Origin of the sequence: Azospirillum sp. Sh1 (assembly GCF_008365135.1) — a bacterium.
GTDB lineage: Bacteria > Pseudomonadota > Alphaproteobacteria > Azospirillales > Azospirillaceae > Azospirillum > Azospirillum oryzae.
On record NZ_VTTK01000011.1, the window covers coordinates 132,893 to 155,586 of the forward strand.

The 22,694-nt window shown below is 68.4% G+C and carries 20 protein-coding genes; 14 read left to right on the forward strand and 6 right to left on the reverse strand.

All coding sequences use genetic code 11. The annotated features are described in order from the left end of the window. The first annotated feature begins 49 nt into the window (after positions 1-49). Together FZ029_RS13805 and FZ029_RS13810 are read left to right on the forward strand one after the other, a co-directional pair. Positions 50-1,633 carry a fatty acyl-CoA synthetase gene (locus tag FZ029_RS13805; protein ID WP_149269741.1) on the forward strand — a complete coding sequence of 528 codons (1,584 nt, stop codon included), beginning with the start codon at positions 50-52 and terminating at the stop codon, positions 1,631-1,633. After that, complete coding sequence (locus FZ029_RS13810) at positions 1,630-3,402, forward strand: acyl-CoA dehydrogenase (protein WP_149269742.1); 1,773 nt, start codon at positions 1,630-1,632, stop codon at positions 3,400-3,402. Before FZ029_RS13805 ends, FZ029_RS13810 begins: the two co-directional genes overlap by 4 nt. A 7-nt stretch (positions 3,403-3,409) precedes the next feature. Here the strand turns inward: FZ029_RS13810 and FZ029_RS13815 are convergent, their stop codons facing one another. Further along, entirely contained in the window at positions 3,410-3,871 is a 462-nt protein-coding gene (locus FZ029_RS13815; RefSeq protein WP_149269743.1) for a DUF4126 domain-containing protein, read from the reverse strand. Positions 3,872-3,900: 29 nt separating this feature from the next. Continuing rightward, the gene (locus FZ029_RS13820) at positions 3,901-5,373 is read right to left on the reverse strand and encodes an aldehyde dehydrogenase family protein (protein ID WP_247892301.1); all 1,473 of its coding nucleotides are present in this window, start codon (positions 5,371-5,373) and stop codon (positions 3,901-3,903) included. A 117-nt stretch (positions 5,374-5,490) separates the two neighbouring features. Here FZ029_RS13820 and crtI (FZ029_RS13825) point away from each other — a divergent pair, with 117 nt between their 5' ends. The 5 genes from crtI (FZ029_RS13825) to FZ029_RS13845 are packed head-to-tail and all read left to right on the forward strand — an operon-like array spanning position 5,491 to position 11,619. Next, positions 5,491-6,990: a phytoene desaturase family protein gene (gene crtI / locus FZ029_RS13825; protein ID WP_247892302.1), complete on the forward strand. Its 1,500-nt coding sequence runs from the start codon at positions 5,491-5,493 to the stop codon at positions 6,988-6,990. Further along, positions 6,987-8,516 (forward strand): phytoene desaturase family protein, encoded by a 1,530-nt coding sequence (crtI, locus tag FZ029_RS13830; protein WP_149269745.1) that lies wholly within the window; start codon positions 6,987-6,989, stop codon positions 8,514-8,516. Before crtI (FZ029_RS13825) ends, crtI (FZ029_RS13830) begins: the two co-directional genes overlap by 4 nt. 18 nt (positions 8,517-8,534) lie before the next feature. Then, positions 8,535-9,362 (forward strand): lysophospholipid acyltransferase family protein, encoded by an 828-nt coding sequence (locus FZ029_RS13835; protein ID WP_247892303.1) that lies wholly within the window; start codon positions 8,535-8,537, stop codon positions 9,360-9,362. Then, the gene (locus tag FZ029_RS13840; RefSeq protein WP_149269746.1) at positions 9,359-10,510 is read left to right on the forward strand and encodes a glycosyltransferase family 2 protein; all 1,152 of its coding nucleotides are present in this window, start codon (positions 9,359-9,361) and stop codon (positions 10,508-10,510) included. Before FZ029_RS13835 ends, FZ029_RS13840 begins: the two co-directional genes overlap by 4 nt. After that, entirely contained in the window at positions 10,507-11,619 is a 1,113-nt protein-coding gene (locus FZ029_RS13845; protein ID WP_149269747.1) for a sulfotransferase, read from the forward strand. Before FZ029_RS13840 ends, FZ029_RS13845 begins: the two co-directional genes overlap by 4 nt. Before the next feature lie 4 nt (positions 11,620-11,623). On the opposite strand, the gene mazG is transcribed toward FZ029_RS13845, so the two are convergent. Together mazG and FZ029_RS13855 are read right to left on the reverse strand one after the other, a co-directional pair. Continuing rightward, a complete protein-coding gene (gene mazG / locus FZ029_RS13850; RefSeq protein WP_149201006.1) occupies positions 11,624-12,433 on the reverse strand; it encodes a nucleoside triphosphate pyrophosphohydrolase in 810 nt (269 codons plus the stop codon). A 272-nt stretch (positions 12,434-12,705) separates the two neighbouring features. After that, positions 12,706-13,080: a hypothetical protein gene (locus FZ029_RS13855; RefSeq protein ID WP_211104153.1), complete on the reverse strand. Its 375-nt coding sequence runs from the start codon at positions 13,078-13,080 to the stop codon at positions 12,706-12,708. Positions 13,081-13,283: 203 nt separating this feature from the next. Here FZ029_RS13855 and FZ029_RS13860 point away from each other — a divergent pair, with 203 nt between their 5' ends. From FZ029_RS13860 to FZ029_RS13890, 7 genes are all read left to right on the forward strand, one after another. Beyond that, positions 13,284-13,736, forward strand: coding sequence for a MarR family transcriptional regulator (locus tag FZ029_RS13860; RefSeq protein ID WP_149269749.1), 453 nt, complete (start codon positions 13,284-13,286; stop codon positions 13,734-13,736). A gap of 106 nt (positions 13,737-13,842) precedes the next feature. Then, positions 13,843-14,760: an HlyD family secretion protein gene (locus tag FZ029_RS13865; RefSeq protein ID WP_247892304.1), complete on the forward strand. Its 918-nt coding sequence runs from the start codon at positions 13,843-13,845 to the stop codon at positions 14,758-14,760. Between the two features lie 10 nt (positions 14,761-14,770). Then, on the forward strand, positions 14,771-16,858 hold the full coding sequence (locus FZ029_RS13870; RefSeq protein ID WP_149269750.1) for an FUSC family protein: 2,088 nt from the start codon (positions 14,771-14,773) through the stop codon (positions 16,856-16,858). Continuing rightward, positions 16,855-17,064, forward strand: a complete 210-nt coding sequence (locus FZ029_RS13875; RefSeq protein WP_109151982.1) for a DUF1656 domain-containing protein — start codon at positions 16,855-16,857, stop codon at positions 17,062-17,064. The genes FZ029_RS13870 and FZ029_RS13875 overlap by 4 nt, the downstream gene beginning before the upstream one ends. A 44-nt stretch (positions 17,065-17,108) precedes the next feature. Further along, entirely contained in the window at positions 17,109-18,464 is a 1,356-nt protein-coding gene (locus FZ029_RS13880; RefSeq protein WP_149269751.1) for an ATP-binding protein, read from the forward strand. Then, entirely contained in the window at positions 18,461-19,471 is a 1,011-nt protein-coding gene (locus FZ029_RS13885) for a HupU protein (protein ID WP_149269752.1), read from the forward strand. The genes FZ029_RS13880 and FZ029_RS13885 overlap by 4 nt, the downstream gene beginning before the upstream one ends. Before the next feature lie 4 nt (positions 19,472-19,475). After that, on the forward strand, positions 19,476-20,939 hold the full coding sequence (locus FZ029_RS13890) for a nickel-dependent hydrogenase large subunit (protein WP_149269753.1): 1,464 nt from the start codon (positions 19,476-19,478) through the stop codon (positions 20,937-20,939). Between the two features lie 257 nt (positions 20,940-21,196). Here FZ029_RS13890 and FZ029_RS13895 read toward each other — a convergent pair whose 3' ends face one another. Beyond that, positions 21,197-21,667 carry a hypothetical protein gene (locus FZ029_RS13895; protein ID WP_149269754.1) on the reverse strand — a complete coding sequence of 157 codons (471 nt, stop codon included), beginning with the start codon at positions 21,665-21,667 and terminating at the stop codon, positions 21,197-21,199. Positions 21,668-21,686: 19 nt separating this feature from the next. Beyond that, positions 21,687-22,418, reverse strand: a complete 732-nt coding sequence (locus FZ029_RS13900) for a TIGR02594 family protein (protein ID WP_149269755.1) — start codon at positions 22,416-22,418, stop codon at positions 21,687-21,689. Positions 22,419-22,694 lie beyond the last annotated feature (276 nt).

Below are 22,694 nucleotides of genomic sequence, written 5' to 3' on the forward strand. Positions count from 1 at the left end.
TGCGGTGAGCGGCGCCGGTCGCGAAAACCTGAAAACCGGGAGGACACGCATGCCTATGGACGTTGCGAACAACGCGATCGCCGCGGCGCGCGGCATCAGCATCGGCGGCGCTCTGGCGCGGGCGGCACGGCGGTATGGCGACCGCATCGCGCTTCGCTATGAAGGGCGGGAATGGAGCTTCAGCGATCTGCACACCGCCGCGAAGCGGGTGGCAAGGCGGTTCACGGACATCGGCCTGAAGCGGGGGGATCGGGTGGCGGCCTTCGGGCGCAATTCTGACGCCTATGTCGTGGCGTGGCTGGGCTGCGCGGTCGGCGGCTTCATCCATGTGCCGGTCAACTACGCCCTGACGGGGGAGGAGCTGTCCTACATCCTGACCCAGTCCGGCGCGCGGATGGTGCTGCACGATGCCGATCTCGCCGGCCCTCTGGCCCATGCCGGGAAGACCGCGCGGCTGGAATGGACCGGCACGCTGGCCGCCGGAACCGGCGAGCTGGACGTACTCGCCATCGCAAAGGATGCGGGCGCATCGGCGGACATCGACGTGGTGGTGGATGCCGACACGGTGGTTCAGCTTCTCTACACCTCCGGCACCACCGCGGCGCCGAAGGGCGCGATGATGACCCACGGCAGCCTGCTGGCGGAGTATGAAAGCGCCATCCACGACTGCCGTTTCGCCGAAAGCGACCGGTCGCTGGCGGCGCTGCCGCTCTACCATTCGGCGCAGATGCACGTCTTCCTGATGCCGCAGCTGATGGTCGGCGCAACCACGCTGCTGATCCAGGCCCCGGCGTTGAAACAATGTCTGGAACTGATCGAGGCGCACCGCATCACCTCCTTCTTCGCGCCGCCCACCGTCTGGGTCGGGCTGCTGCGCCATCCCGATTTCGACGCGCATGATCTGGGGTCGCTGGAAAAGCTCTATTACGGCGCCTCGATCATGCCGGTGCCGGTGCTCCAGGAGCTTCGCCGGCGCCTGCCCAACGCCCGCGCCTTCAACTGCTACGGCCAGAGCGAGATCGGCCCGCTCGCCACCGTCCTGGCGCCGGAGGAGCATGAGGAACGCCCCGCCTCCGCCGGCCGCCCGGTGCTGAATGTCGAGACGCGGGTGGTCGATCTGGAAATGAACGATGTGCCGCCGGGCACCCATGGCGAGATCGTCCACCGCTCCCCCCAGCTGATGGTCGGCTATTGGGACAAGGAGCGCGAGACGGAGGAGGCCTTCCAGGGCGGCTGGTTCCATTCCGGCGACGTCGGCTATCTCGACGAGGCCGGCTATCTCTACATCGTTGACCGCATCAAGGACGTCATCAACACCGGCGGCGTGGTGGTCGCCAGCCGCGAGGTGGAGGAGGCGATCTACACCCACCCCGCCGTCGCCGAGGTCGCGGTGGTGGCGCTGCCCGACCCGAAATGGATCGAGGCGGTGACCGCCTTCGTCGTGCTGCGCAGCGGCCAGAGCGTCGATGCCGAGGGGTTGATCGCCCATTGCCGGGGCCATCTGGCGCCCTTCAAGCTGCCCAAGCAGGTGCATTTCGTCGACAGCCTGCCGCGCAACACCGCCGGCAAGCTGCTGAAACGCGAGCTTCGCCGCGCCTATAGCGAGACCGTGGGCGGCGAGACCGCCGCATGAGCGCCTATGAACCGCCGCTGCAATCCGTCCGCTTCCTCGTCAACGAGGTGCTGAAGGCTCCCGCGGCGCTTGCCGCAGCGGGTTGGGAGGACGCGACGCCCGACCTGTTCGACGCGGTGCTGGCCCAGGCCGGGCGGCTGGCGGTGGACGTGTTGCTGCCGCTCGACCGTTCCGGCGATGAAGAGGGCGCGCGGGTGGAGGGCGACGGCGTGCGGATGCCCGCCGGCTTCGGTGAGGCGTGGCGGCACTGGCGCGAGGGCGGCTGGAACGGGCTGGCCGGCGACCCGGCCTATGGCGGGCAGGGAATGCCGGCGCTGCTCGACACGCTGGTGACGGAGATGGTGTGCGCGGCGAACCTCGCCTTCAGCATCACCCCCGGCCTGACCCAGGGCGCCATCCGGGCGCTCGCCGCCCATGGCGACGCGGCGGTGAAGGAGCGCTGCCTGCCGCCGATGCTGGCCGGCGACTGGACCGGCGCCATGGCGCTGACCGAACCGCAGGCCGGCACCGATTTGGGGCTGCTGCGCACGCGGGCGGAACCGGCGGGCGATGGCACCTACCGGTTGGCGGGGCAGAAGATGTTCATCTCCTCGGCCGATCACGACCTGACCGACAACCTCGTGCATCTGGTGCTGGCCCGTCTGCCGGACGCGCCGCCGGGTACCCGCGGCATCAGCCTGTTCGTCGTGCCGAAGCGTCTGTCCGATGGCGCCCGCAATAGCTGGTCGGTGCTGTCGGTCGAACGCAAGATGGGCCTGCATGCCTCGCCGACCTGCGTGGTGTCCTATGATGGCGCCGTCGGCTGGATGGTGGGAGAGCCGCATCGCGGCCTTGCCGCCATGTTCACGATGATGAACCACGAACGGCTGTTCGTCGGCATCCAGGGCATCGGGGTGGGAGAACGCGCGGCACAGGCGGCCTTGACCTATGCTCGGGAGCGCGTGCAGGGCAGGGCGCCCGGTGGTGGCGGAACGGGTGGAGCGGGCGATCCGATCCTGCATCACCCCGACGTAAGGCGGATGGTGCTGACCGCCCGCCTGCTGGCCGATGCCGGACGGGCGCTCGCCGGATGGGTGGCGCTGTGGCTCGACCGCGCCGCCAAGGATCCGTCGCTGGCGGAGGAGGCGGAGGATTGGGCGGCGCTGCTGACCCCGGTGGTGAAGGCAGCCGGCACCGATTTCGGCTTCGAGGCGGCGGTGCTGGCCCAGCAGGTGATGGGCGGCCACGGCTATATCCGCGACAATGGCGTCGAACAGCTGGTCCGCGACGTGCGGGCGACGCAGATCTATGAGGGCACCAACGGCGTCCAGGCGCTCGACCTCGTGCAGCGCAAGCTTGGCCTGCATGGCGGCCGGCCGCTGATGCGGATGCTGGACGCGGTCGAGGATGCGGCGGCGACGCTGGCCGACGATCCGGCGACGGCCGAACTGGCGGAGCCGCTGCGGAGCGCTGCCGACCGGCTGCGCGGCCTCGCCGGCTGGCTGCGGCAGGAGGGGCGCGACCCGCGCGACGGGGCGGCCGGGGCGACCGACCTGTTGCGGCTGACGGCGCTGGTCGCCTATGGCTGGATGTGGGGGCTGACTGCCAGCGCGGCGGCCCAACGGCCGGACGGTTATGACCCGGCATTCCTCGATGCGCGCATCGGGCTGGCCCGCGTCTTCATGACCCGGCTGCTGCCCGAAACCGCCATGCTGGAAGCACGCATCCGCAGCGGCTATGCCGGATTGGACGCGGGGCTGCCCGACCGGTTGGAGGGCGTCGAAGGATAGCGATCCCTCACGCAGCCGCGACGATCAGAACGGCCGCGATCAGCGCCACCGCATCTTCCAGCAGGGCGGCGGGGCGGTCGCGGCCGAAGGCGGCGGCCATGCGCATGCGCGCGGCGTAACCGACGAGCGTGCCTGCGACGGCGCCGATGCCGCCGGCGACCAGACCGTCGACCCAGAATCCGGCATTCGCCCCGATGGCAGCCCCGGCTATGGCGCCGCCGGCGATGCGGCTGGCGAAGGGGAAGGGCAGCTTGCGGCTGGGCGTGGTCGGCAGCTTGTCCACAACCAGCTCCACCACGGCCATCGCGGTGAAGACCCAGGGCGACACCGGGTGTCCGAGGAAGAACAGCCAGCTCCCCGACACATCGAGCCAGCCGCCATAGGCGGCCCAACTGACCGCGGCCGGGGCGAGCAGCGTGCGCGAGCCGGAGACGGCGCCAATCAAAAAGGCGAGGATCAGGGCAGGCATTCTGTCATCCACCGTCAATTACAGAATCGTCAATTACGGGACCGTCCACGCACCGCCCGCAACATCCGTCGGAGAGCCTCGGTTCTGGTACCGGGGCCGCCATGGAACAGGCGCAGGGCCGCCAGCATCAGCGCGTCGTCGCCCTCGCGCGGAGCGTCGAAATGCGGGCGCAACCGCCCCCTGCGCACCGAGACGGTCTTCACCTGCGTCATCTCCAGAAGTCCTTCGGCACCACGGGTGACGCCCCAGCCGCTGGCATGCCGTCCGCCGAAGGGCAGGCGCGGGTCGGCGGTCGGCACGATCAGGTCGTTGATCGTTACCGTCCCGGCATCGATCCGTCCCGCCAGTTCCCGCGCCTGCGCCACCGGCCCGAAGACCGACGCCCCCAGCGCATAGGGGCTGTGGGCTGCCGCCTCCAGTGCCTCCACCATATCCCGGACCGGCACCAGCGACAGGACAGGGGCGAAGATCTCCTCGCGCAGCAACGCCATGCCGGGCCGCGCGTCGGCGAGGATCAGCGGCGTCATGGCGGGGCGCTCCTCCGTCGGCACAATCCCCAGCGCACGCGCCCCCTCCGCCACCGCATCACGCGCCAGGCTGGCAAGCCGCCGTCTGGTCGGCAGGGGCACCGGCACCTGCGGGATCGCGGCGGCGTGACGGACAAGGGCATCCTCCAGACCTGCGGCCATCCCGCGCGGCACGAAGACCCGCCGTGGCGCGATGCAGGTGGCGGAGCCGTTGAGCCGCAGGCCGAAGGCCAGCGCGCGAGCGACCTGCTCCACCTCCGCGCCCTTTAGGACGAAGACGGCGTCGTTGCCCGACAGCTCCATCGTCGAGGGCACCAGATGGCGGGCGAGTTGTTCCGCCACCGCCCGTCCGGTGTCGGCAGATCCGGTCAGCACCAGCTTGTCGATGCCCGCCGCGATGGCCTCGGCCACCGCCCCGGCGGACTCGTCCAGCACCCGGAACAGTCCCGGCGGCAGGCCGGCCTCCTCCAGCCATTCCCCCAGCAGGACCATCGGCGCGCCGCATCCCGGCGCCGGTTTGACCAGCACCCTGTTGCCGGCCACCAGCGCCTGGACCGCCTGCACGCCCGGCAGCAGCAGCGGGTAGTTGGACGGCCCGACGATCAGGACCGCGCCGACCGGCTCCCGCCGCACCTCCGCCTCCACCCCGAACAGCCAGAGCGGACGCCCGCGCCGGCCCAGCCGCCTTGGCGCCAACAGGCCGGCCGCCTCGCGTTCCAGAAACCGGCAGGCCTCAGCCAGCGGCAGGATTTCGGCGCTCACGCTTTCCGCGGCACGTCGGCCCGGTCGTGTTTCCAGTGATCGCACGAGCCTTTCGGCATCGGCCGCGATCCGGTGGCGAAGTCCGCGAATAACCGAAAGTCGTAGTGAAACGCATTGGGCGTTCCACGCCGTATAATCGGCGGATTGCCAATACCTTTCATTTCTTTCCGAAAGGGTTACGACATCAGGGGAAGGGCTGTTGTTGCGATCCATTTTCGACCCGGCTTCGTAACCACGAAGACAGAGTTCGGCAGCGCAGGAGCGTTTGGCAAGCGGATGGAACGACAAGTCGTGATCATCGGCGCGGGACCGGGCGGATTGGCATCCGCGATGCTCCTGGCGCTTACGGGTGCGAAGGTGACGGTGCTGGAGCGGCAGGACCGTATCGGCGGCCGGTCGGCCGGCTTCTCGATGGACGGATACCGCTTCGACACCGGACCAACCTTCTTCCTCTATCCCCGCATTCTGGAGGAGATCTTCGAGGCCTGCGGACGGCGCCTGTCGGACGAGGTCGACCTGATCCGCCTCGACCCGCTCTACCGTCTGGTGTTCGAAGGCGGCGGCGAGTTGCGCGTCCAGGCCCAGATGTCGGCGCTGATGGCGGAGATCGCCAAGCTCAGCCCGCGCGACGCCGAGGGTCTGCCGCGCTTCCTTGCCGACAACCGGGCGAAGATGGAACGCTTCCGCCCGGTTCTGGAATCCGACTTCTCCAGCCCCTGGGCCCTGGCGTCGCTGCCGATGCTGAAGGCGTTGGGCCGGCTGTCTCCGCACCGGTCGGTGGACCGCGACCTGTCCCGCTACTTCCAGGACCCGCGCATCCGCCTCGCCTTCTCGTTCCAGAGCAAATATCTGGGCATGTCGCCCTTCCGCTGCCCCAGCCTGTTCACCATCCTGTCCTTCCTGGAGCATGAACACGGCGTCTTCCACCCCCGTGGCGGGACGGAGGCGGTGATGGAGGCGATGCGCCGCGTGGCGGAAAGCCTGGGCGTCACCGTGCGGCTGAACGAGACGGTGCGCCACATCCGGTTCCAGGGCCGACGCGCCGTCGGCGTGCGGACGGAGGCCGGCGACTATCCGGCCGACGCGCTGGTCATCAATGCCGACTTCGCGCGGGCGATGACGACGCTGGTGCCCGACGACCTGCGCCGGCGCTGGAGCGACGCCCGCCTCGCCACCAAGAAATTCTCCTGCTCCACCTTCATGCTCTATCTGGGCATCGAGGGCAGGGTGGACGGGCTGGACCACCACACCGTTTATCTGGCGGAGGATTACGCCCGCAACCTCGCGGAGATCGAGGAGTGCCGGGAGTTGCCGCGCCGCCCGTCGATTTACGTCCAGAACGCCTGTGTCACCGATCCGGAAATGGCACCGCCCGGCGGCAGCACGCTCTACATCCTGGTGCCGGTCGGGCACCAGCGCGGCCACATCGACTGGAAGGCGGAGGCGCCGCATTACCGCCGGCTCGTGCTGGACCGGCTGGCCGGCTTCGGGCTCGGCGATCTGGAGCGTCGCATCCGGGCGGAGCGGGTGGTGACGCCGGCCGACTGGGAAAGCCGGTTCGCCATCCATCGCGGCGCCACCTTCAATCTGGCGCACAGCCTGGACCAGATGCTCCACCGCCGGCCGCGCAACCGGTTCGAGGATTTGGACGGCGTCTATCTGGTGGGCGGCGGCACCCATCCCGGCAGCGGATTGCCGGTCATCTTCGAAGGCGCACGCATCACGGCACGGCTGCTGGCTCAGGAACTGGGCCTGCCGACGCCCTGGCGCACGAAGACCATAGGTTTGTCCGGCATGCTGCGGCAGGCCGTTGCAGGGGGGATGGCATGACGGATCGGATCGCGGTGATCGGCGGGGGGCTGGGCGGGCTGGCGGCGGCGGTCGTGCTGGCGGCGCGCGGGCACAAGGTGACCCTGCTGGAAAGGAATGCCTGGGTCGGCGGCAAGGCGGCGGTGCTGGAGGACAGCGGCTTCCGCTTCGACATGGGGCCGACCATCCTGACGGTGCCGCGCGTCCTGCGCCGCATCCTGGAAGAAGCCGGCTGCGACCTCGACCGCGAGTTGGAGATGGTGCGGCTGGAGCCGCAATGGCGCTGCTTCTTCGACGACGGCACGGTTCTGGACCTGTCGGAGAATGTCGGGACCATGGCGGCCGAACTGGACCGGCTGGCCCCCGGACGCGGGGCGGGGGAGGGCTATCGCCGCTTCCAGGCGATGTCGGAACGGCTGCACGGCATCTCCGAACGCTTCTTCTTCTGGAAGTCGGTGGAGGATTTGGGCGACACGCTGAACTTCCGCAACAGCTTCAACGCCAGCACCCTGTCCGACGTGCTGGCCCTGCGGATGGGCAGCACGGTGGCGGGCACCATCCGCAACCATGTGCCGGATGCGCGGGCGGCGCAGATGCTGGACCATTTCACCCAGTATGTCGGCTCCTCCCCCTACGGCTCGCCGGCGGTTCTGTGCGCCATCGCCCATATGCAGACCAATGACGGCGTCTGGTATCCGATGGGCGGCACCCGTGCCGTGCCGGCGGCGCTGGAGCGGGTGGCGCGTCGGCTGGGCGTCGACATCCGCACCGACACCGGCGTCCGCCGCCTGCAGGTGGAGCGCGGGCGCGTGGTGGCGGTCGAGACCGACGGGGGCGAGCGCATCCCGGTCTCCGCCGCCGTGTCGAACATGGATTCCGTCCGGACCTACCGGGAGCTGGTCGGGGGTCAACCGGCCAAACGGTTCGCCAGACGACGCAGCTACGAGCCGGCCTGTTCCGGCGTGGTGTTCTATCTGGGGCTGGACCGCGCCTACGATCACCTGCTGCACCACGACTTCGTCTTCTCCCGCGATCCGGAAGAGGAATTCGACTGGATTTATCGTCAGGGAGAACCGGCGCCCGACCCGACCTGCTACATCGCCGCCCCGGCCCGCACCGAGCCGGGCGTCGCGCCAAAGGGCGGCGAGGCGCTGTATGTGCTGGTCCATACCCCCTATCTGCGCGAGCGCCATGATTGGAGCCGCATGCTGCCGGCCTATCGCCGGGTGGTGTTCGACAAGCTGAAGCGCACCGCCGGCATGCCCGATCTGGAGGACCGCATCCGGGTCGAACATGTGCTGACGCCGCAGGACATCCACGACCGCTACAATGTGCTGAACGGCGCCATCTACGGCTTGGCGAGCCACGGCCGCTTCATGGGCGCCTTCAAGCCCGGCAACCGTTCGCGCGATGTGGAGGGGCTGTATCTGGCCGGCGGGGCCGCCCATCCGGGGCCGGGCATGCCGATGGTGCTGATGTCGGGCTGGATCGCCGCCGACAGCCTGGACCAGGACCTGCGCGGCAGCGCCATTCGCGCCGTGGCCTGACGGAAGGCGACGGGAGGCATGACGGAAAGGATGACCGACGATCCGGTTGCGTTACGGTCGCGGCTGCTCTGCTGGTTCTTCGGCGGAGTGATGGCCCGGCGTTTGCGGCGCGGCTTCCATGCCGTGCGGCTAGCGCGGCCGGGTTGGCCGGTGCTGCCGCCGGGCCGACCGGTCATCGTCTATCTGAACCACCCGTCCTGGTGGGATCCCGCCCTGCTGATCGTGATGGGAACCACCCGGTTCCGCGGCCGGCCCGGCTTTGGGCCGATCGATGGGGAGATGTTGCGCCGCTACCGCTTCATGCGCCGGATCGGCCTGTTCGGGCTGGAACCCGGCCGCGCCGGATCCGTCACCTTCCTGCGCACTGCCGAGCATATCCTGGCCGATCCGCGCGCGATGCTGTGGATCACGGCGGAGGGCGCCTTCACCGATCCACGCCGCCGCCCGGTGACCCTGCGGCCGGGAATCGCCCATCTGGTCCGCCGCACGCCCTCGGCCCTGGTGGTGCCCTTGGCCGTCGAATACCCGTTCTGGGACGAACGCACGCCGGAGGCTCTGCTCCGTTTCGGCGAGCCGATGGAGGCCGCCTCCTTCGCCGACCTGCCGGTGCCGGAGATCGCGGCGGATCTGGAAGGGCGGCTGGAGATGGTGATGGACCAGTTGGCGCTCGACGCGCAATGCCGCGACCCGGCGCGTTTCCTGACGCTGATGGAGGGAACGGTGGGGGTCGGCGGGGTTTACGACCTGTGGCGCCGGGCGCGGGCCTGGGCCGGCGGACGCGCTTTTTCCGCGGCACACAGCGAAGGGCAGAGACGGATGCCGGAGCGGGAGGTGAAACGGCCATGAGCGTCATCGACCTGATCGCCGGCCTGTCGCTGGCTCTGGCTCTGCTGCCGCTGGGGCAGGGGATCCTCAACCTGTATCTCTATCGCAGACCGACCGTCGCCCCGCCGCTGGGCACCGCCGTCAGCATCCTGATCCCCGCCCGCAACGAGGAGGCCGGCATCGCCGCCGCCGTCGATGCGGCGCTGCTCAGCCGCGGCGTCGAGGTGGAGGTCGTGGTGCTCGACGACCACTCCACCGACCGCACGGCGGAGATCGTCCGCGCCATCGCCGCCCGCGACCCGCGCGTGCGGCTGGAGCCCGCACCGCCGCTGCCGCCGGGCTGGTCGGGCAAGCAGCATGCCTGTCAGGTGCTTGCCGGCCTGGCGCGCTATCCCGTGCTGCTCTTCCAGGACGCCGACGTGCGGTTGTCCCCCGCCGCGGCCCGTTTGACCAGCGGCGCCCTGCTGTCGGGCGGGAACGGCCTGGTCAGCGGCTTCCCGCGCGAGGAGACCGGGACGCTGGCCGAGGCGCTGGTGATCCCGCTGATCCATTTCCTCCTGCTCGGCTACCTGCCGATGGCGGGAATGCGTCGCACCACCGATCCACGCTTCGGCGCCGCCTGCGGCCAACTGATCGCGGTGAGGAAGGCGGCTTATCTTCAGGCGGGCGGCCATGCCGCCATCGCCGCCTCGCTCCATGACGGGGTGACGCTGCCGCGCGCCTTCCGCCGGGCCGGACAGGGCACCGACCTGTTCGACGCCACCGGCCTTGCCTGCTGCCGGATGTATCGCGGCTGGCGTGAGGTGTGGTCCGGCTTCTCCAAGAACGCGACGGAGGGGATGGCGACCCCGGCCGCCCTGCCGGTCTGGACCCTGCTGCTGTTCGGCGGCCATGTGCTTCCCTGGATACTGCTGGGCTGGACGGCTCTGCACCCGCTGCCCATGGCGGCGGTCGTCATGGCCGGGTTGGCGGCGGCGGCCGGGGTGATCTTCCGCCTGCTGTTGGCTGTCCGATTCCGCCAGAGCGTCGTCGGCGCCCTGCTGCACCCGATCGGAATCCTCGTCATGCTGGCGATTCAATGGTCGGCGCTGCTGCGTGCCCGCCATGGCAAGCCGGCGGAGTGGCGGGGCCGGGCCTATCCGGCCGGGCCGGGACCGGAGGCGCCATGACCCCTTGGCTGCGCCGAAATGGGCACCGCATCTTCCACCCGCTGGCCGGCGCCGACGCCGCCACGCTGGCGACCGTGCTGCGCGACGGCGGCGGGGTCGGGCCGCTGCACCTGCACCGCGTCGCCACCGCGCTGGGGGCCGCCGCGATCCGCGCGCCGTTCGATTTGCTGGAGCAGAGGCGGGTGAAGCGGTTCGCGGGGCAGGGCAGGGCCGCCGGATCGCCGCCGTTGTTCATCCTCGGTCACTGGCGCAGCGGCACCACCCATCTGCTGAACCTGCTGGCCCAGGACCCGCGCTTCGCCGCCCCCGATCCGCTGGCGGTCGGCCTGCCCTGGGGCTTTCTGGGCCTGAGTTCCTTCTGGCGCTCCCGGCTGGAGGAATGGCTGCCGCCCGACCGAATCATCGACGCCATGCCGGTCGACCCCACCTCTCCGCAGGAGGACGAACTGGCCCTCGCCCTGATGCAGCCGCTGTCCTATTACCACGGCATCTTCTTCCCCAAACATCTGCGCCGCGCCTTCCACCAGGGCGTGCTTTTCGAGGATTGCCGCCCGGAGGCCGTCGACCTGTGGCGCCGTCGGATGGCCCTCTACCTGACCAAGATGCAGATCTATTGCGGCGGCCGGCGCCTGCTGATCAAGAATCCGGCCCACACGCCGAAACTGGCGGAGCTGCTGAGGCTGCGCCCCGATGCGCTCTTCGTCCATATCCATCGCGACCCGTACGAGGTCTTCAGTTCCACCCGCCGCATGCTGCTGACCCTGCTGCGGGAGTTCTCGCTGCAATCCTACGATCTGCGGGCGGTGGACGGGCTGGTGCTGGACCTCTACCCGGCGATGATGGCGCGTTTCGACCGCGACCGGGCGCTGTTGCCGCCCGGCCGGCTGGTGGAAATCCGCTATGACCGCTTCGTCGCCGACCCGCTGGAGACGCTGGGCGAGGTCTATGACGGGCTTGCTCTCGGCCCGTTCGAGCCAGTACGGCCGCGGGTCGAGCGCCACCTCGCCGACGTCCGCGACTACCGCCGGGCCCGTCACGACCTGGAGGACACGGCCCGCAGCGCCGTCCGCCGGCGCTGGGCCTTCGCCTTCGACCGCTGGGGCTATTGAGCCGTCAGGCTTCGCCGCGTTCCTCGCGCTTTGCCTGCTGCCACAGCGCTTCCATCTCGTCCAGCGTCGCGTCCTGCGGCTTGCGCCCCACGGTGGACAACAGCGCCTCGATGCGGTGGAAGCGGCGTTCGAACTTGGCGTTGGTGCCGCGCAGCGCCGCCTCCGGCTCCACCTTCAGCCGGCGGGCGAGGTTGACCAGCGCGAACAGCAGGTCGCCCAACTCGTCCGCCACCCGTTCCTGAGCCGAACCGGCGTCCATCTCCGCCCGCAACTCCCGCACCTCCTCCTCGATCTTGTCGAGGATGTCGCGGGCATCCGTCCAGTCGAAGCCGACGCGCGCCGCACGGTTCTGCAGCTTCAGCGCGCGGGTCAGCGCCGGCAGCCCGGCGATCACGCCCTCCAGCGCCGACGGCGCCCGGCCTTCCTCGGCCGCCTTCGCCGCGCGCTCGGCCGCCTTGTGGTCCTCCCAGCGCGAAGTCTGATGGTCCGACGACTTCACCTCTTCCGGTCCGAAGACGTGGGGGTGACGGCGGATCATCTTGTCGGTGATGACGCCGGCCACTTCGTCGAAGTCGAACAGCCCTTCCTCGCGCGCCATCTGGCTGTAATAGACGACCTGGAACAGCAGATCGCCCAGTTCCTCGCGCAGGGCGACCTTGTCGTCCTTCTCGATGGCGTCGGCGACCTCATAGGCCTCTTCGATCGTGTGCGGCGCGATGGAGCGATAAGTCTGCTCCAAATCCCACGGACACCCGCCGTCGGGATTCCGCAGCCGCGCCATCACGTCGAGCAGCCGGTCGATGTTGCGGGTCATGTCGTGCCGTCTCCGATTGCGGGGAGGGGAAAGTCCGGGACGATAGCGGACGGGCGTCGATGGGGGAAGGTTCGCGGTACCGGCACTGACATTCCTACTTTGCGGGCGGGCTTAGCGCACATAACTTTCATTATGGAAAAATATTGCTGATCTTCGGCGATTGTCCCACCCCGGGCGAAGGCCTATACTCACGGCAGGCGCCGGCGTAAATTTGGCCATGCCGGGAACCCTTCGGGGCCGCTGGGATGTGATGGCTCCCAGGCCGGCGCCTCTCAATCCAGCGTTTTTCGGACCAATTCGCCGCGCCGATGAAAGCGCGGAAGGTCGGCGGGTCGCATACGGCGGAAGGATTGCAGGTAAACTTCCTTGCCGTCGCGTGTCGTTTTCAGTGCGGCATACCACCATTTGCCATTGAAATGCGCGACAACAACGTGGTGGTCACGGTCCGCCCGGACCTCGCCACGGTTAAGTACCTCTTGAAGGTATGCGAAAATCTCGGCTGTCCACGCATGGTGCCCATGGGTGTCTCGGGTTCCGCCAGATAGGAAAACGCGCGTCGTCTTTGCCTTCAGATGCGTCTGTATATCAAGCGGCAGCTTGGCGACCACGATCACGCCGGACGCATCTCCCTCCAGAAAATCCTTCACGCCGACCGGTTCCTCACGACGGTTTACGGTGGCGACGCTAACGCAGCCAACGGAGAGGCGAAAGCCCACGCCTGCATACAACCGCGCGACAAATGGCCTGCCCTTCTCCTCCCGCACCGCAGCAATCCAGCCATGCGGCAAGCGTGGCCGCAGGCGAACCCTACCCCCTTGCCGAATTTAGATAGCAAACCTATTAAATAGGAATGCTACAAGATAAGCCTCTGCGCCTTCCGCCCAATTTCGGCCTACACCTGTTCCGCGCCTCCCATCTGTGGCGGCGGGCGGCGAACAAGGTGCTGGCGGACAGCGGGTTTTCCACGTCGGCCATCGCGCCGCTGATGCTGCTGGCCGAACTCGGCGACGGGTTGCGGCAGCGCGAACTGGCGGAGGAGATGGCCGTGGAAGGCCCGTCGCTCGTCCGTCTTCTCGACGGGCTGGAAGCGGCCGGGCTGCTGGAACGGCGCGAGGATGCCTGCGACCGCCGGGCGAAGACCCTGCACATGACCGACGCCGGCCGTCATCTGTTGGTTCAGGTGAACGAGGCGTTGAACGACGTCCGCCAGCGGTTGATGGCAGAGGCGACGGAGGCCGATGTGGAGGCCTGCTATCGCGTGCTTTCCATCATCGAGGCCAACGCCAAGCGTGAACAGACCTGACCGCAGCGTGTTTTCCGGGGACGTGTTTCCGGGGCAGCGCCACGGCCGGTCCCGGCCGCGCTGCGCCTCCGGTCGCATCGTCCGCGGTGATCGAGGAACCCTGACCGTGACATTTCTTCCTTCCTTCCGAGCCATGGCCCGGATCGCCGTGACCCTGCTGGTGACCGTGGCGGCGGTCGGCGGCGGACTGTGGCTTTGGGATTACTATATGAACGAGCCCTGGACCCGAGACGGCCGCGTCCGCGCCGACATCGTCCAGATCTCCTCCGACGTCGCCGGTCTGGTGACCGACGTGCGGGTGGCCGACAACCAGCTGGTCCGCAAGGGCGAGGTGCTGTTCGTCGTCGATCCCGGCCGCTACCGTCTGGCGGAGGAGCAGGCGCAGGCCAACCTCGACAGCGCCAAGGCCGAGCTGGCCTATCGCACCGCCGAGGCACACCGGTACGAGCAGTTGGGCAACAACGTCGTCTCGACCGCGCAACGCCAGGAAGTGATGTCGGCGATGGCCAAGGCCGCGGCCGCAGCCAAGCAGGCTGAGGCCGCACTCGACCTCGCCCGCTTCAACCTCGGCCGCACGGAGGTGAGGGCGACCGTCGACGGCTATGTCACCAACCTGCAGATGAAGGCCGGCAACTATGTCGCCGCCGGGCAGGCGGTGGTGGCGCTGATCGACAGCCATTCCTTCTATGTGATGGGCTATTTCGAAGAGACCAAGCTGCCGCGCATCCGTGTCGGCGCCCCCGTGTCGGTCCGGATCATGGGCGTGAGCACCGAACTGCGCGGCCGGGTCGACAGCATCGCCCGCGCCATCGTCGACCGCGACCGGGCGGAGGGCACCGGGCTGGTCGCCAACGTCAACCCGACCTTCAACTGGGTGCGGCTGGCCCAGCGCATCCCCGTGCGCATCGCCCTGGACGAGGTGCCGGAGTCGCTCCAGCTGGTTGCCGGCCGCACCGCGACGGTGTCGGTGGTGGGCGCGCCCGACGGCACGCCGAAGGTCGCCGAACTGCCGGCCAGGCAGTGAGCGCGCGCCGATGCCCAAAGCCCCTACCCTCGACGAGCTGGTCTTTTCGCTGAAATCCTTCGCCGCCTCCATGCTGGCGCTCTACATCGCCTTCGGCATGGGGCTGCCGCGCCCCTTCTGGGCGATGCTGACCGCCTATGTGGTGTCGAGCCCGCTGTCGGGCACCGTGCGGTCGAAGGCGGTCTATCGCGTCGCCGGCACGGTGGTCGGCAGCATCGCCGCCGTTGTCCTGACGGTGGAGCTGGTCAATGCGCCGGAGCTGCTGTCACTGGCGGTCGGGCTTTGGGTCGGCGGCTGCCTGTTCATCTCGCTGCTGGACCGCACGCCGCGCAGCTACGCCTTCATGCTCGCGGGCTACACCGCCGGGCTGATCGTCTTCCCGGCCGTTTCCAATCCGGAGGCGATCTTCGACACCGGGCTGGCGCGGGTGGAGGAGATCATCCTCGGCATCGTCTGCGCCACCGTCATCCACAGCGTGATCCTGCCGCGCGGTATGGGACCGGTGCTGCTCGGCAAGCTCGATGCCGCCCTGCGCGATGCGGAACGCTGGACGCTGGACGCGCTGGAACAGGTCACCACCGACACGCGCCTGCAAGACCGCCACAGGATGGCGACGGACCTGACCGAACTGCGGGTGATGACCACCCACCTGCCCTACGACACCTCCGACCTGCGCTGGATGACCCGGCCGATGCGGGCCTTGCAGGACCGCATGGTCTATCTGCTGCCGGTGCTGACCGCCGTGCATGACCGGCTGGGTGCGTTGCGGCGACCGGACGGGGCGACGCCGCCGGATGTGGCGCCGGTGGTGGCTGCCGTGCGGGACTGGATCGCTGCCGGCGCCGATGCCGATCCGGCGGACGCCGCCCGGCTGATCGGCTGGCTCGATCGGCTGGAGGCGGAGGAGGCGGGGCGGGCATCGGCCGGCTGGCAGGCGGCGACACGCTTCAGCTTCATCCGGCGCCTGCGGTCTCTGGTGGAGATTCACCGCGACTGCAGGGACCTGCGGGCACACATCGCGACCGGCGACCGCGACCTGCCCGACCATCTCGACCCGCTGGCCCGCAAGCGCTCGCGCGGCGTCTTCCATCTGGACCAGGGCATGGCGGCATGGTCGGCGGCAGCGGCCCTGCTGGGCATCACCATCGTCTGCGCCTTCTGGATCCTGACCGGCTGGTCGTCCGGGTCGGCGGCGGCGATGATGGTGGCGGTGTTCACCTGCTTCTTCGCATCCTTCGACGACCCGGTGCCGGGCATCCGCCTGTTCCTGGTCTACACGCTGGCGTCCATTCCGCTGTCGGCCTTCTATCTGCTGGTGGTGCTGCCGTCCTTCGACAGCTTCCCCATGCTGGTGCTGTGCCTGGCGCCGACGCTGGTGACGCTGGGCGTCTTCGTCGCCCGGCCGGCGACGATGGGCAAGGCGATGGCGCTGATCTTCGGCGTCGGCGGTTCTCTCAGCCTGCTCGACACCGGAAACGGCGATTTCGCGTCCTTCCTGAACAGCAGCACCGGGCAGATCGTCGGCATTGTCACCGCGATGCTGGTCACCCGCATGTGCCGGTCGGTCGGCGCGGCCTGGAGCGCGCGGCGCCTGCTGCACATCGGCTGGCGCGAGATCGCCGATCTGGCGCGGATGCGCGGGGTGCCGGCGAATGACGGCTTCGAAAGCCGCATGCTGGACCGCGTCGGGCTGCTGTCGGCCCGGCTGGCGCAGGCGGGCGGATCGGTGGATGTGGACGCCATCGACGCTGTGCGGGACCTGCGGGTCGGGCTGAATGTGGTGGAGCTTCAGCGTGCACGCCCGGTTCTGGGGGTGGCCGGCGGGGCGGCTCTGGAGCGCCTGCTGCGCGGCATTACCGACCATTTCCGCGCCCTGTCCGCCAAGCGGCCAGTCCCGGCGCCGGCCGGGCTGCTGGACAGCATGGACGACCTGCTGTCGGCCATCGACGACGCCCCGCCCTGCCCCGAGCGCGACCGTGCGGTGGTGGCGCTGGCCGCCCTGCGGCGCGCCCTGTTCCCGGACGCGGCCCTGGAGGCGCAACCGATTGCCCCAGATGGCACCCACGAGTCATTGCGACAGGAAAGGGCACGCGCATGATCGGCGAAATCGACGTCTACGGCCTGTTCCTGCCGCCGCTGCTGATCCTGGCCGTGGTGGCCTGGGCGGTGTCGGCGCTGCTGCGCCGGGGGCTGCGCGCCATCGGCGCCTATGGCTGGGTCTGGCACGCGCCGCTGTTCGACTTCGCGCTCTATGTGCTGGTGCTGAGCGGCCTTGCCGGCCTGTGGTCGATCTGGTCCGCCTGAAATCGTCCACACCATGGCTGTCGCGGCGTGCTAGTCTGCGCGCCATGACCGCCCCGCTGTCGCAGCCATTTTCCATGCCCGGCATGATGCCCGATGCCGACGCAGAGAGCGCCTGGATCGACGTGATCCGGAAGATGGACGAGACCTATGCCAATCTCGTGACGCAGCAGGTGGAGCTGGAACGCAAGAATGCCGAGTTGGAGGAGGCGCAGGCCTTCATCGCCAGCGTCCTCGGCTCCATGACCGACGTTCTGATCGCCTGCGACCGCGATGGCCGGATCGAGCAGACCAACCCGGCGGCCGAACGGGCGCTGGGCTGTGCCGGGCGCGAGCTGACCGGGCGGCCGTTGCGCGATTTCCTTGACCCCGCCTTCCATTCCGCCTTCGCCCGCCTGTGTAGCGCCGCCCTTCAGCGCGAAGAGGTCAGCGATGTCGAGCTATCGCTCCGCGGGCCGGCCGGTCCCTTCCCCATCGCGGTCAACAGCACGGTGCGCTACGACCAGCGCGGCCACGCCATCGGGCTGGTTCTGGTCGGCCGGCCGGTCGGCGAGTTGCGCCGCGCCTACCGCGACCTCGCCGCCGCCCACGAAGGGCTGAAGCAGACCCAGCAGCAGCTCGTCCATTCGGAAAAGATGGCGTCGCTCGGCCGGCTGGTCGCCGGCGTGGCCCATGAACTGAACAATCCGATTTCTTTCGTCTATGGCAACGCCCATGCCATGCGCCGCTATGTCGACCGCATGACCGCCTATCTCGACCGCGTTCACGAGGGGGCCGCGCCGGCGGAACTGGCCTCCCTGCGCAAGGAACTGCGCATCGACCGTGCCCGCGCCGACGCCGCGGCGACCCTGGACGGCATGCTGGAGGGGACCGAGCGGGTGCGCGACATCGTGGCGGAGCTTCGCCGCTTCTCATCGGAGCAGAAGCACGCCTCGGAACGCTTTGATCTGACGGCACTTCTGCGCTCCGCCGTTACCTGGGTGGCCAAGGCGCAGATGCCGGACCTGACCGTCGTCTTCGATCTGCCCGACACGCTGGACATTGCCGGCCATCCCGGCCACCTGCATCAGGTCGCCATGAATCTGGTCCAGAACGCCATCGACGCCATGGCCGGCGCGCCGGTCAAACGGCTGGAACTGCATGGACGGGAAGAGGAGGGGACGGTCGTCGTCACCATCCGCGACACCGGACACGGCATTCCCGACGCGATCGTCGGCCGCGTTTTCGATCCCTTCTTCACCACCAAGCCGGTCGGGAAGGGCACCGGGCTCGGCCTGTCGATCAGCTATCAGCTGGTGCGCGACCATGGCGGCGATTTGGCCGCCGCGAACCATCCGGATGGCGGGGCGCTGTTCACCCTCACCCTGCCGGCCGCCGGGCGGCGCGAAGGAGCCGTAAGATGAGGGCGCGTCCGCTGTCGGTGCTGTGGCTGCAATCGGGCGGCTGCGGCGGCTGCACCATGTCGCTGCTCTGCGCCGAATCCCCGGACCTGCTGACTCTGCTGGAGACCGCCGGCATCCGTCTGCTCTGGCACCCAAGCCTGTCGGAGGAAAGCGGGGCCGAGGCGGTGGACCTGTTCGAACGCATCCTGTCGGGGGCCGAGCCGCTGGACGTGCTGTGCGTGGAGGGCTCATTGCTGCGCGGGCCGAACGGCACCGGGCGTTTCCATGTGCTGGCGGGGACCGGGCGGGCGACCATCGACTGGGCGCGCGATCTGGCCGCCGTCGCCGGCACCGTGGTCGCCGTCGGCACCTGTGCCGCCTTCGGGGGCATAACGGCTGGGGGCGAGAACATCGCCGACGCCTGCGGCCTGCAGTATGAGGGCACGCAGCGCGGCGGCGCCCTGGGCGCGGAGTTCCGGGCGCGCGGCGGCCTGCCGGTGGTCGATGTCGCCGGCTGCCCGACCCATCCGAACTGGGTGACCGAGACGCTGATGCTGCTGGCCGAAAATGCGCTCGCCGCCGGGGACCTGGACGTCTACCAGCGCCCGCGCTTCTACGCCGACCATCTGGTCCACCATGGCTGCCCGCGCAACGAGTATTACGAGTACAAGGCCAGTGCGGAGAAGCCGTCCGATCTCGGCTGCCTGATGGAGCATATGGGCTGTCTCGGCACCCAGGCGCATGCGGACTGCAACACCCGCCTGTGGAATGGCGAGGGGTCCTGCACCCGCGGCGGCTATGCCTGCATCAACTGCACCGCGCCGGGGTTCGAGGAGCCGGGGCACCCGTTCCAGCAGACGCCGAAATTCGCCGGCATTCCCATCGGCCTGCCCACCGACATGCCCAAGGCATGGTTCGTGGCACTGGCATCGCTCGCCAAGGCGGCGACACCGGAGCGGGTGCGCCGCAATGCCGCCGCCGACCGCATCGTCGTCGCCCCCACCGTCCGCCCCACCCGGAAAGGCTGACCCGGTGAGCGAGGAGCCCAAACGCCGCCTGATCGTCGGTCCTTTCAACCGCGTGGAGGGCGATCTTGAGGTCAGACTTGAGATTTCCGGCGCAAGTGTCTCTGCCGCCTATGTGAATTCCCCGCTGTTCCGCGGGTTCGAGCGCATCCTGGAGGGCCGCGACCCGATGGATGCGCTTGTGGTGGCGCCGCGCATCTGCGGCATCTGCTCGGTTTCGCAAAGCCATGCGGCGGCGCTGGCGCTGGCCGGGGTCTTGGGGGTGGAGGTGCCGCGCAACGGCCTGCTCGCCACCAATCTGATGACGGCGACGGAGAATGTCGCCGACCATCTGACCCATTTCCACCTGTTCTTCATGCCCGACTTCGCCCGGCCCGCCTACGAAGGGCGACCCTGGTTCGAGCGGGCTGAGGCGCGTTTCAAGGCGGCGCAGGGCAGCGCCGTGCGCGGCGCCACATCGGCGCGGGCGGAACTGTTCCATGTGCTGGGCATTCTGGGCGGCAAGTGGCCGCACACCCTGACGCTCCAGCCCGGCGGCGTCACGCGCGCGGTGGACGCGCGCGACCGGGTGCGACTGCTCGCGACCGTCCGCAGTTTCCAGCGCTTTTTGGAAGACAGCCTGTTCGGCGCGCCGCTTGAGCGCGTGCTGGCGCTTGGCGCTCCGGAGGATTTGGAGCGCTGGCGGATTTCCGGCCCCGCCGGAGACTTCCGCCTGTTCCTGGAGATCGCCGAGGATCTGGATCTCGGGCATCTCGGCCGCGCCCATGGCCGCTTCCTCAGTCACGGCGCCTATGCCGACATGGAGGGCGGACATCTGTACCGCCGCGGCACCTTCGCCGACGGAAAGGACGCTCCCTTCGATCCGGATCAGGTGGCGGAGCATCACCGCTTCAGCCGCATGGCCGGGCAGGACCGCCCTCACCCACCCTTCGCCGGCTCGACCGTGCCGGACGGGATGGACGAAACCGGGTATAGCTGGTGCAAGGCGCCGCGGCTTGCCGGACTGCCCTACGAGACCGGCGCGATTGCCCGGCAGTTGGTGGACGGCCATCCGCTGATCCGGGCGCTGGTGGCACAGGATGGCGGATCGGTGCGCAGCCGCGTCGTCGCCCGCCTTCTGGAATTGGCCCGCACCACCGACGCGATGGAGGGCTGGCTGCGCGCCATCGATCCTTCCGCTCCCTGGTGCGCGGCGGCGGAGATGCCGGACAGCGCCCAGGCGGTGGGATTGACGGAAGCAGCGCGGGGAGCGTTGGGACACTGGTTGCGGGTGGAGCGCGGGCGCATCGCCGGCTATCAGATCATCGCACCGACCACTTGGAACTTCTCACCCCGCGACCTCGATGGGGTGCCCGGTCCGCTGGAGCAGGCCCTGGTCGGCGCCCCGGTGCGAGAGGGGGAGCGTACGCCGCTGTCGGTGCAGCACATCGTCCGGTCCTTCGACCCCTGCATGGTGTGTACGGTTCATTGAGAGGAAAATACACGTCCGTGCAAGGTGTTGGAATGGAATGCTGAAGCGCCGTCATAGGATGATCGTCAGGAGACGATGAACGCCGCGTAGGACATGACGCCGACGAACATCAGAAGCGAAACCATGCGTGCCATTTGAACCTCCATCGGGCGGCAAGCTGTCCGCCCTGATGGAAGAGATCTATTCCTGCGCGGGTCCGGGATAAACACACGGATCCTGATTTCACTGTTCGACCGGCGCGAACAATCGCACGCGCTTCAGTCTTCCTCCAGATACACCCTGACGAGCTTCCAACCCGGTCCCATCTTCTGGAACTGAAAGGGTCCGACGCGGGAAACTTTGTCGGTCATGCTGACCGCTCGGGTCGTTCGGTCGATATCCGAAAGCCTTTCGACCAATGTGCGGTTGGTGACACGCTCCCGCAGCGAGGTGCCGCTGTCTTGCGAAAGCACCTGATCAATCACGAGAGCAAGCTGATCCTTGGCGATTTTTCGAATTGGGGTGCTGTCGTCGACGCCCCGCACCTCCAGCGGCACGCGGGTCAGTGCCGCCAACTGCTCATTGTTGCCGGACAGCAGAGCATTCCGAAATGCCGGCCAATGCGCGCGGAAGATATCCGACGGTTGCCCCGCACTGGCCATCGGCGCAGTCTGAGCCGGTGACGGTGACGCTCCGCTGATAACCAGGAATGCCGTGAGTACTGCGATCAGGCAGGGCCGACGGATCATGATCGCTCCGAGCGGGAGATTACGGCCAGCGATAGGCCCGGATCGTGTATCCGCCATGGGAGAAGCGGGAGACCTTGACCGAGTCGCTTTGATTGCCGCCGAGCAGTTCAAAGTGAGTACCGTCGGAGCGCAAGAAGAAACCAACATGGAATCCGCTGGTCGATCCGGTTTTGGCGTCATGCCCGGCGCTGTTCTTCTTGATGACGGTTATGGCACCATAACGTGGATCGGTCGGTTTTCCCCAGTTTATCCAACTTGCCGCAGCGGCACTGTTGGTTCCGACATGGCCGGCCTGGCGCATGACCCAATTCACGAAGGATGAGCACCAGGCGACCTCGTCGCTCGTGGCAGCCAGCGAGGTCGTCGCATGGTAGGCCAGAATGCGGGGATTGTGCCGGTTGCCGGCAATTTCATGCTGACCAAGTTCGCTCTCTGCTATGGCCATCCATGCCGGAGCCTCCGCTCCATGGTCGTAGGTCTGTTGAGAGGCGGACGGTGCGCCGGCTGCGATCAGCTCGCCCGGACTGTTGCCGAGCGCCCTCGATTGCATCCTCTGCAATGTTTCCAGGGCTGTGCGTGTACGTGGTCCGAATAGGCCGTCCACCTTCAGGTTGGGTGAGGGCCGCAATGTACCGTTCAGCTTCGCCTGAAGCTGTTTCACCTGATCCTTCGACATACCGACAGGCATGGCCACCACGCACCGATCAGTCCATAGATGGAAAATGATATGCCGGCAAGCAGCTTCGGTCAACAGCTGCACAACTCGTGCGTGCACAGAATTTGGACACGGAATGATCTTCCCCGACCTCCATTCGACGGACTTTTCACGAAGCGGCAGCAAACCATCCAGACTGGCAAGTTAGTAGCCAGCTCAGGTTCCATCTGTAATGTTTATATCCACAATCGCTGTTCTGCCAAACAGCCGGCGTGATCCAACTGGCCCTCTGCAAGGGGTTCGGAGGCTTTCCCCGATTGGCACGAAAATTGTAGTACGCATGGATAAGCGGCAATCCGCGACGAAAATGAG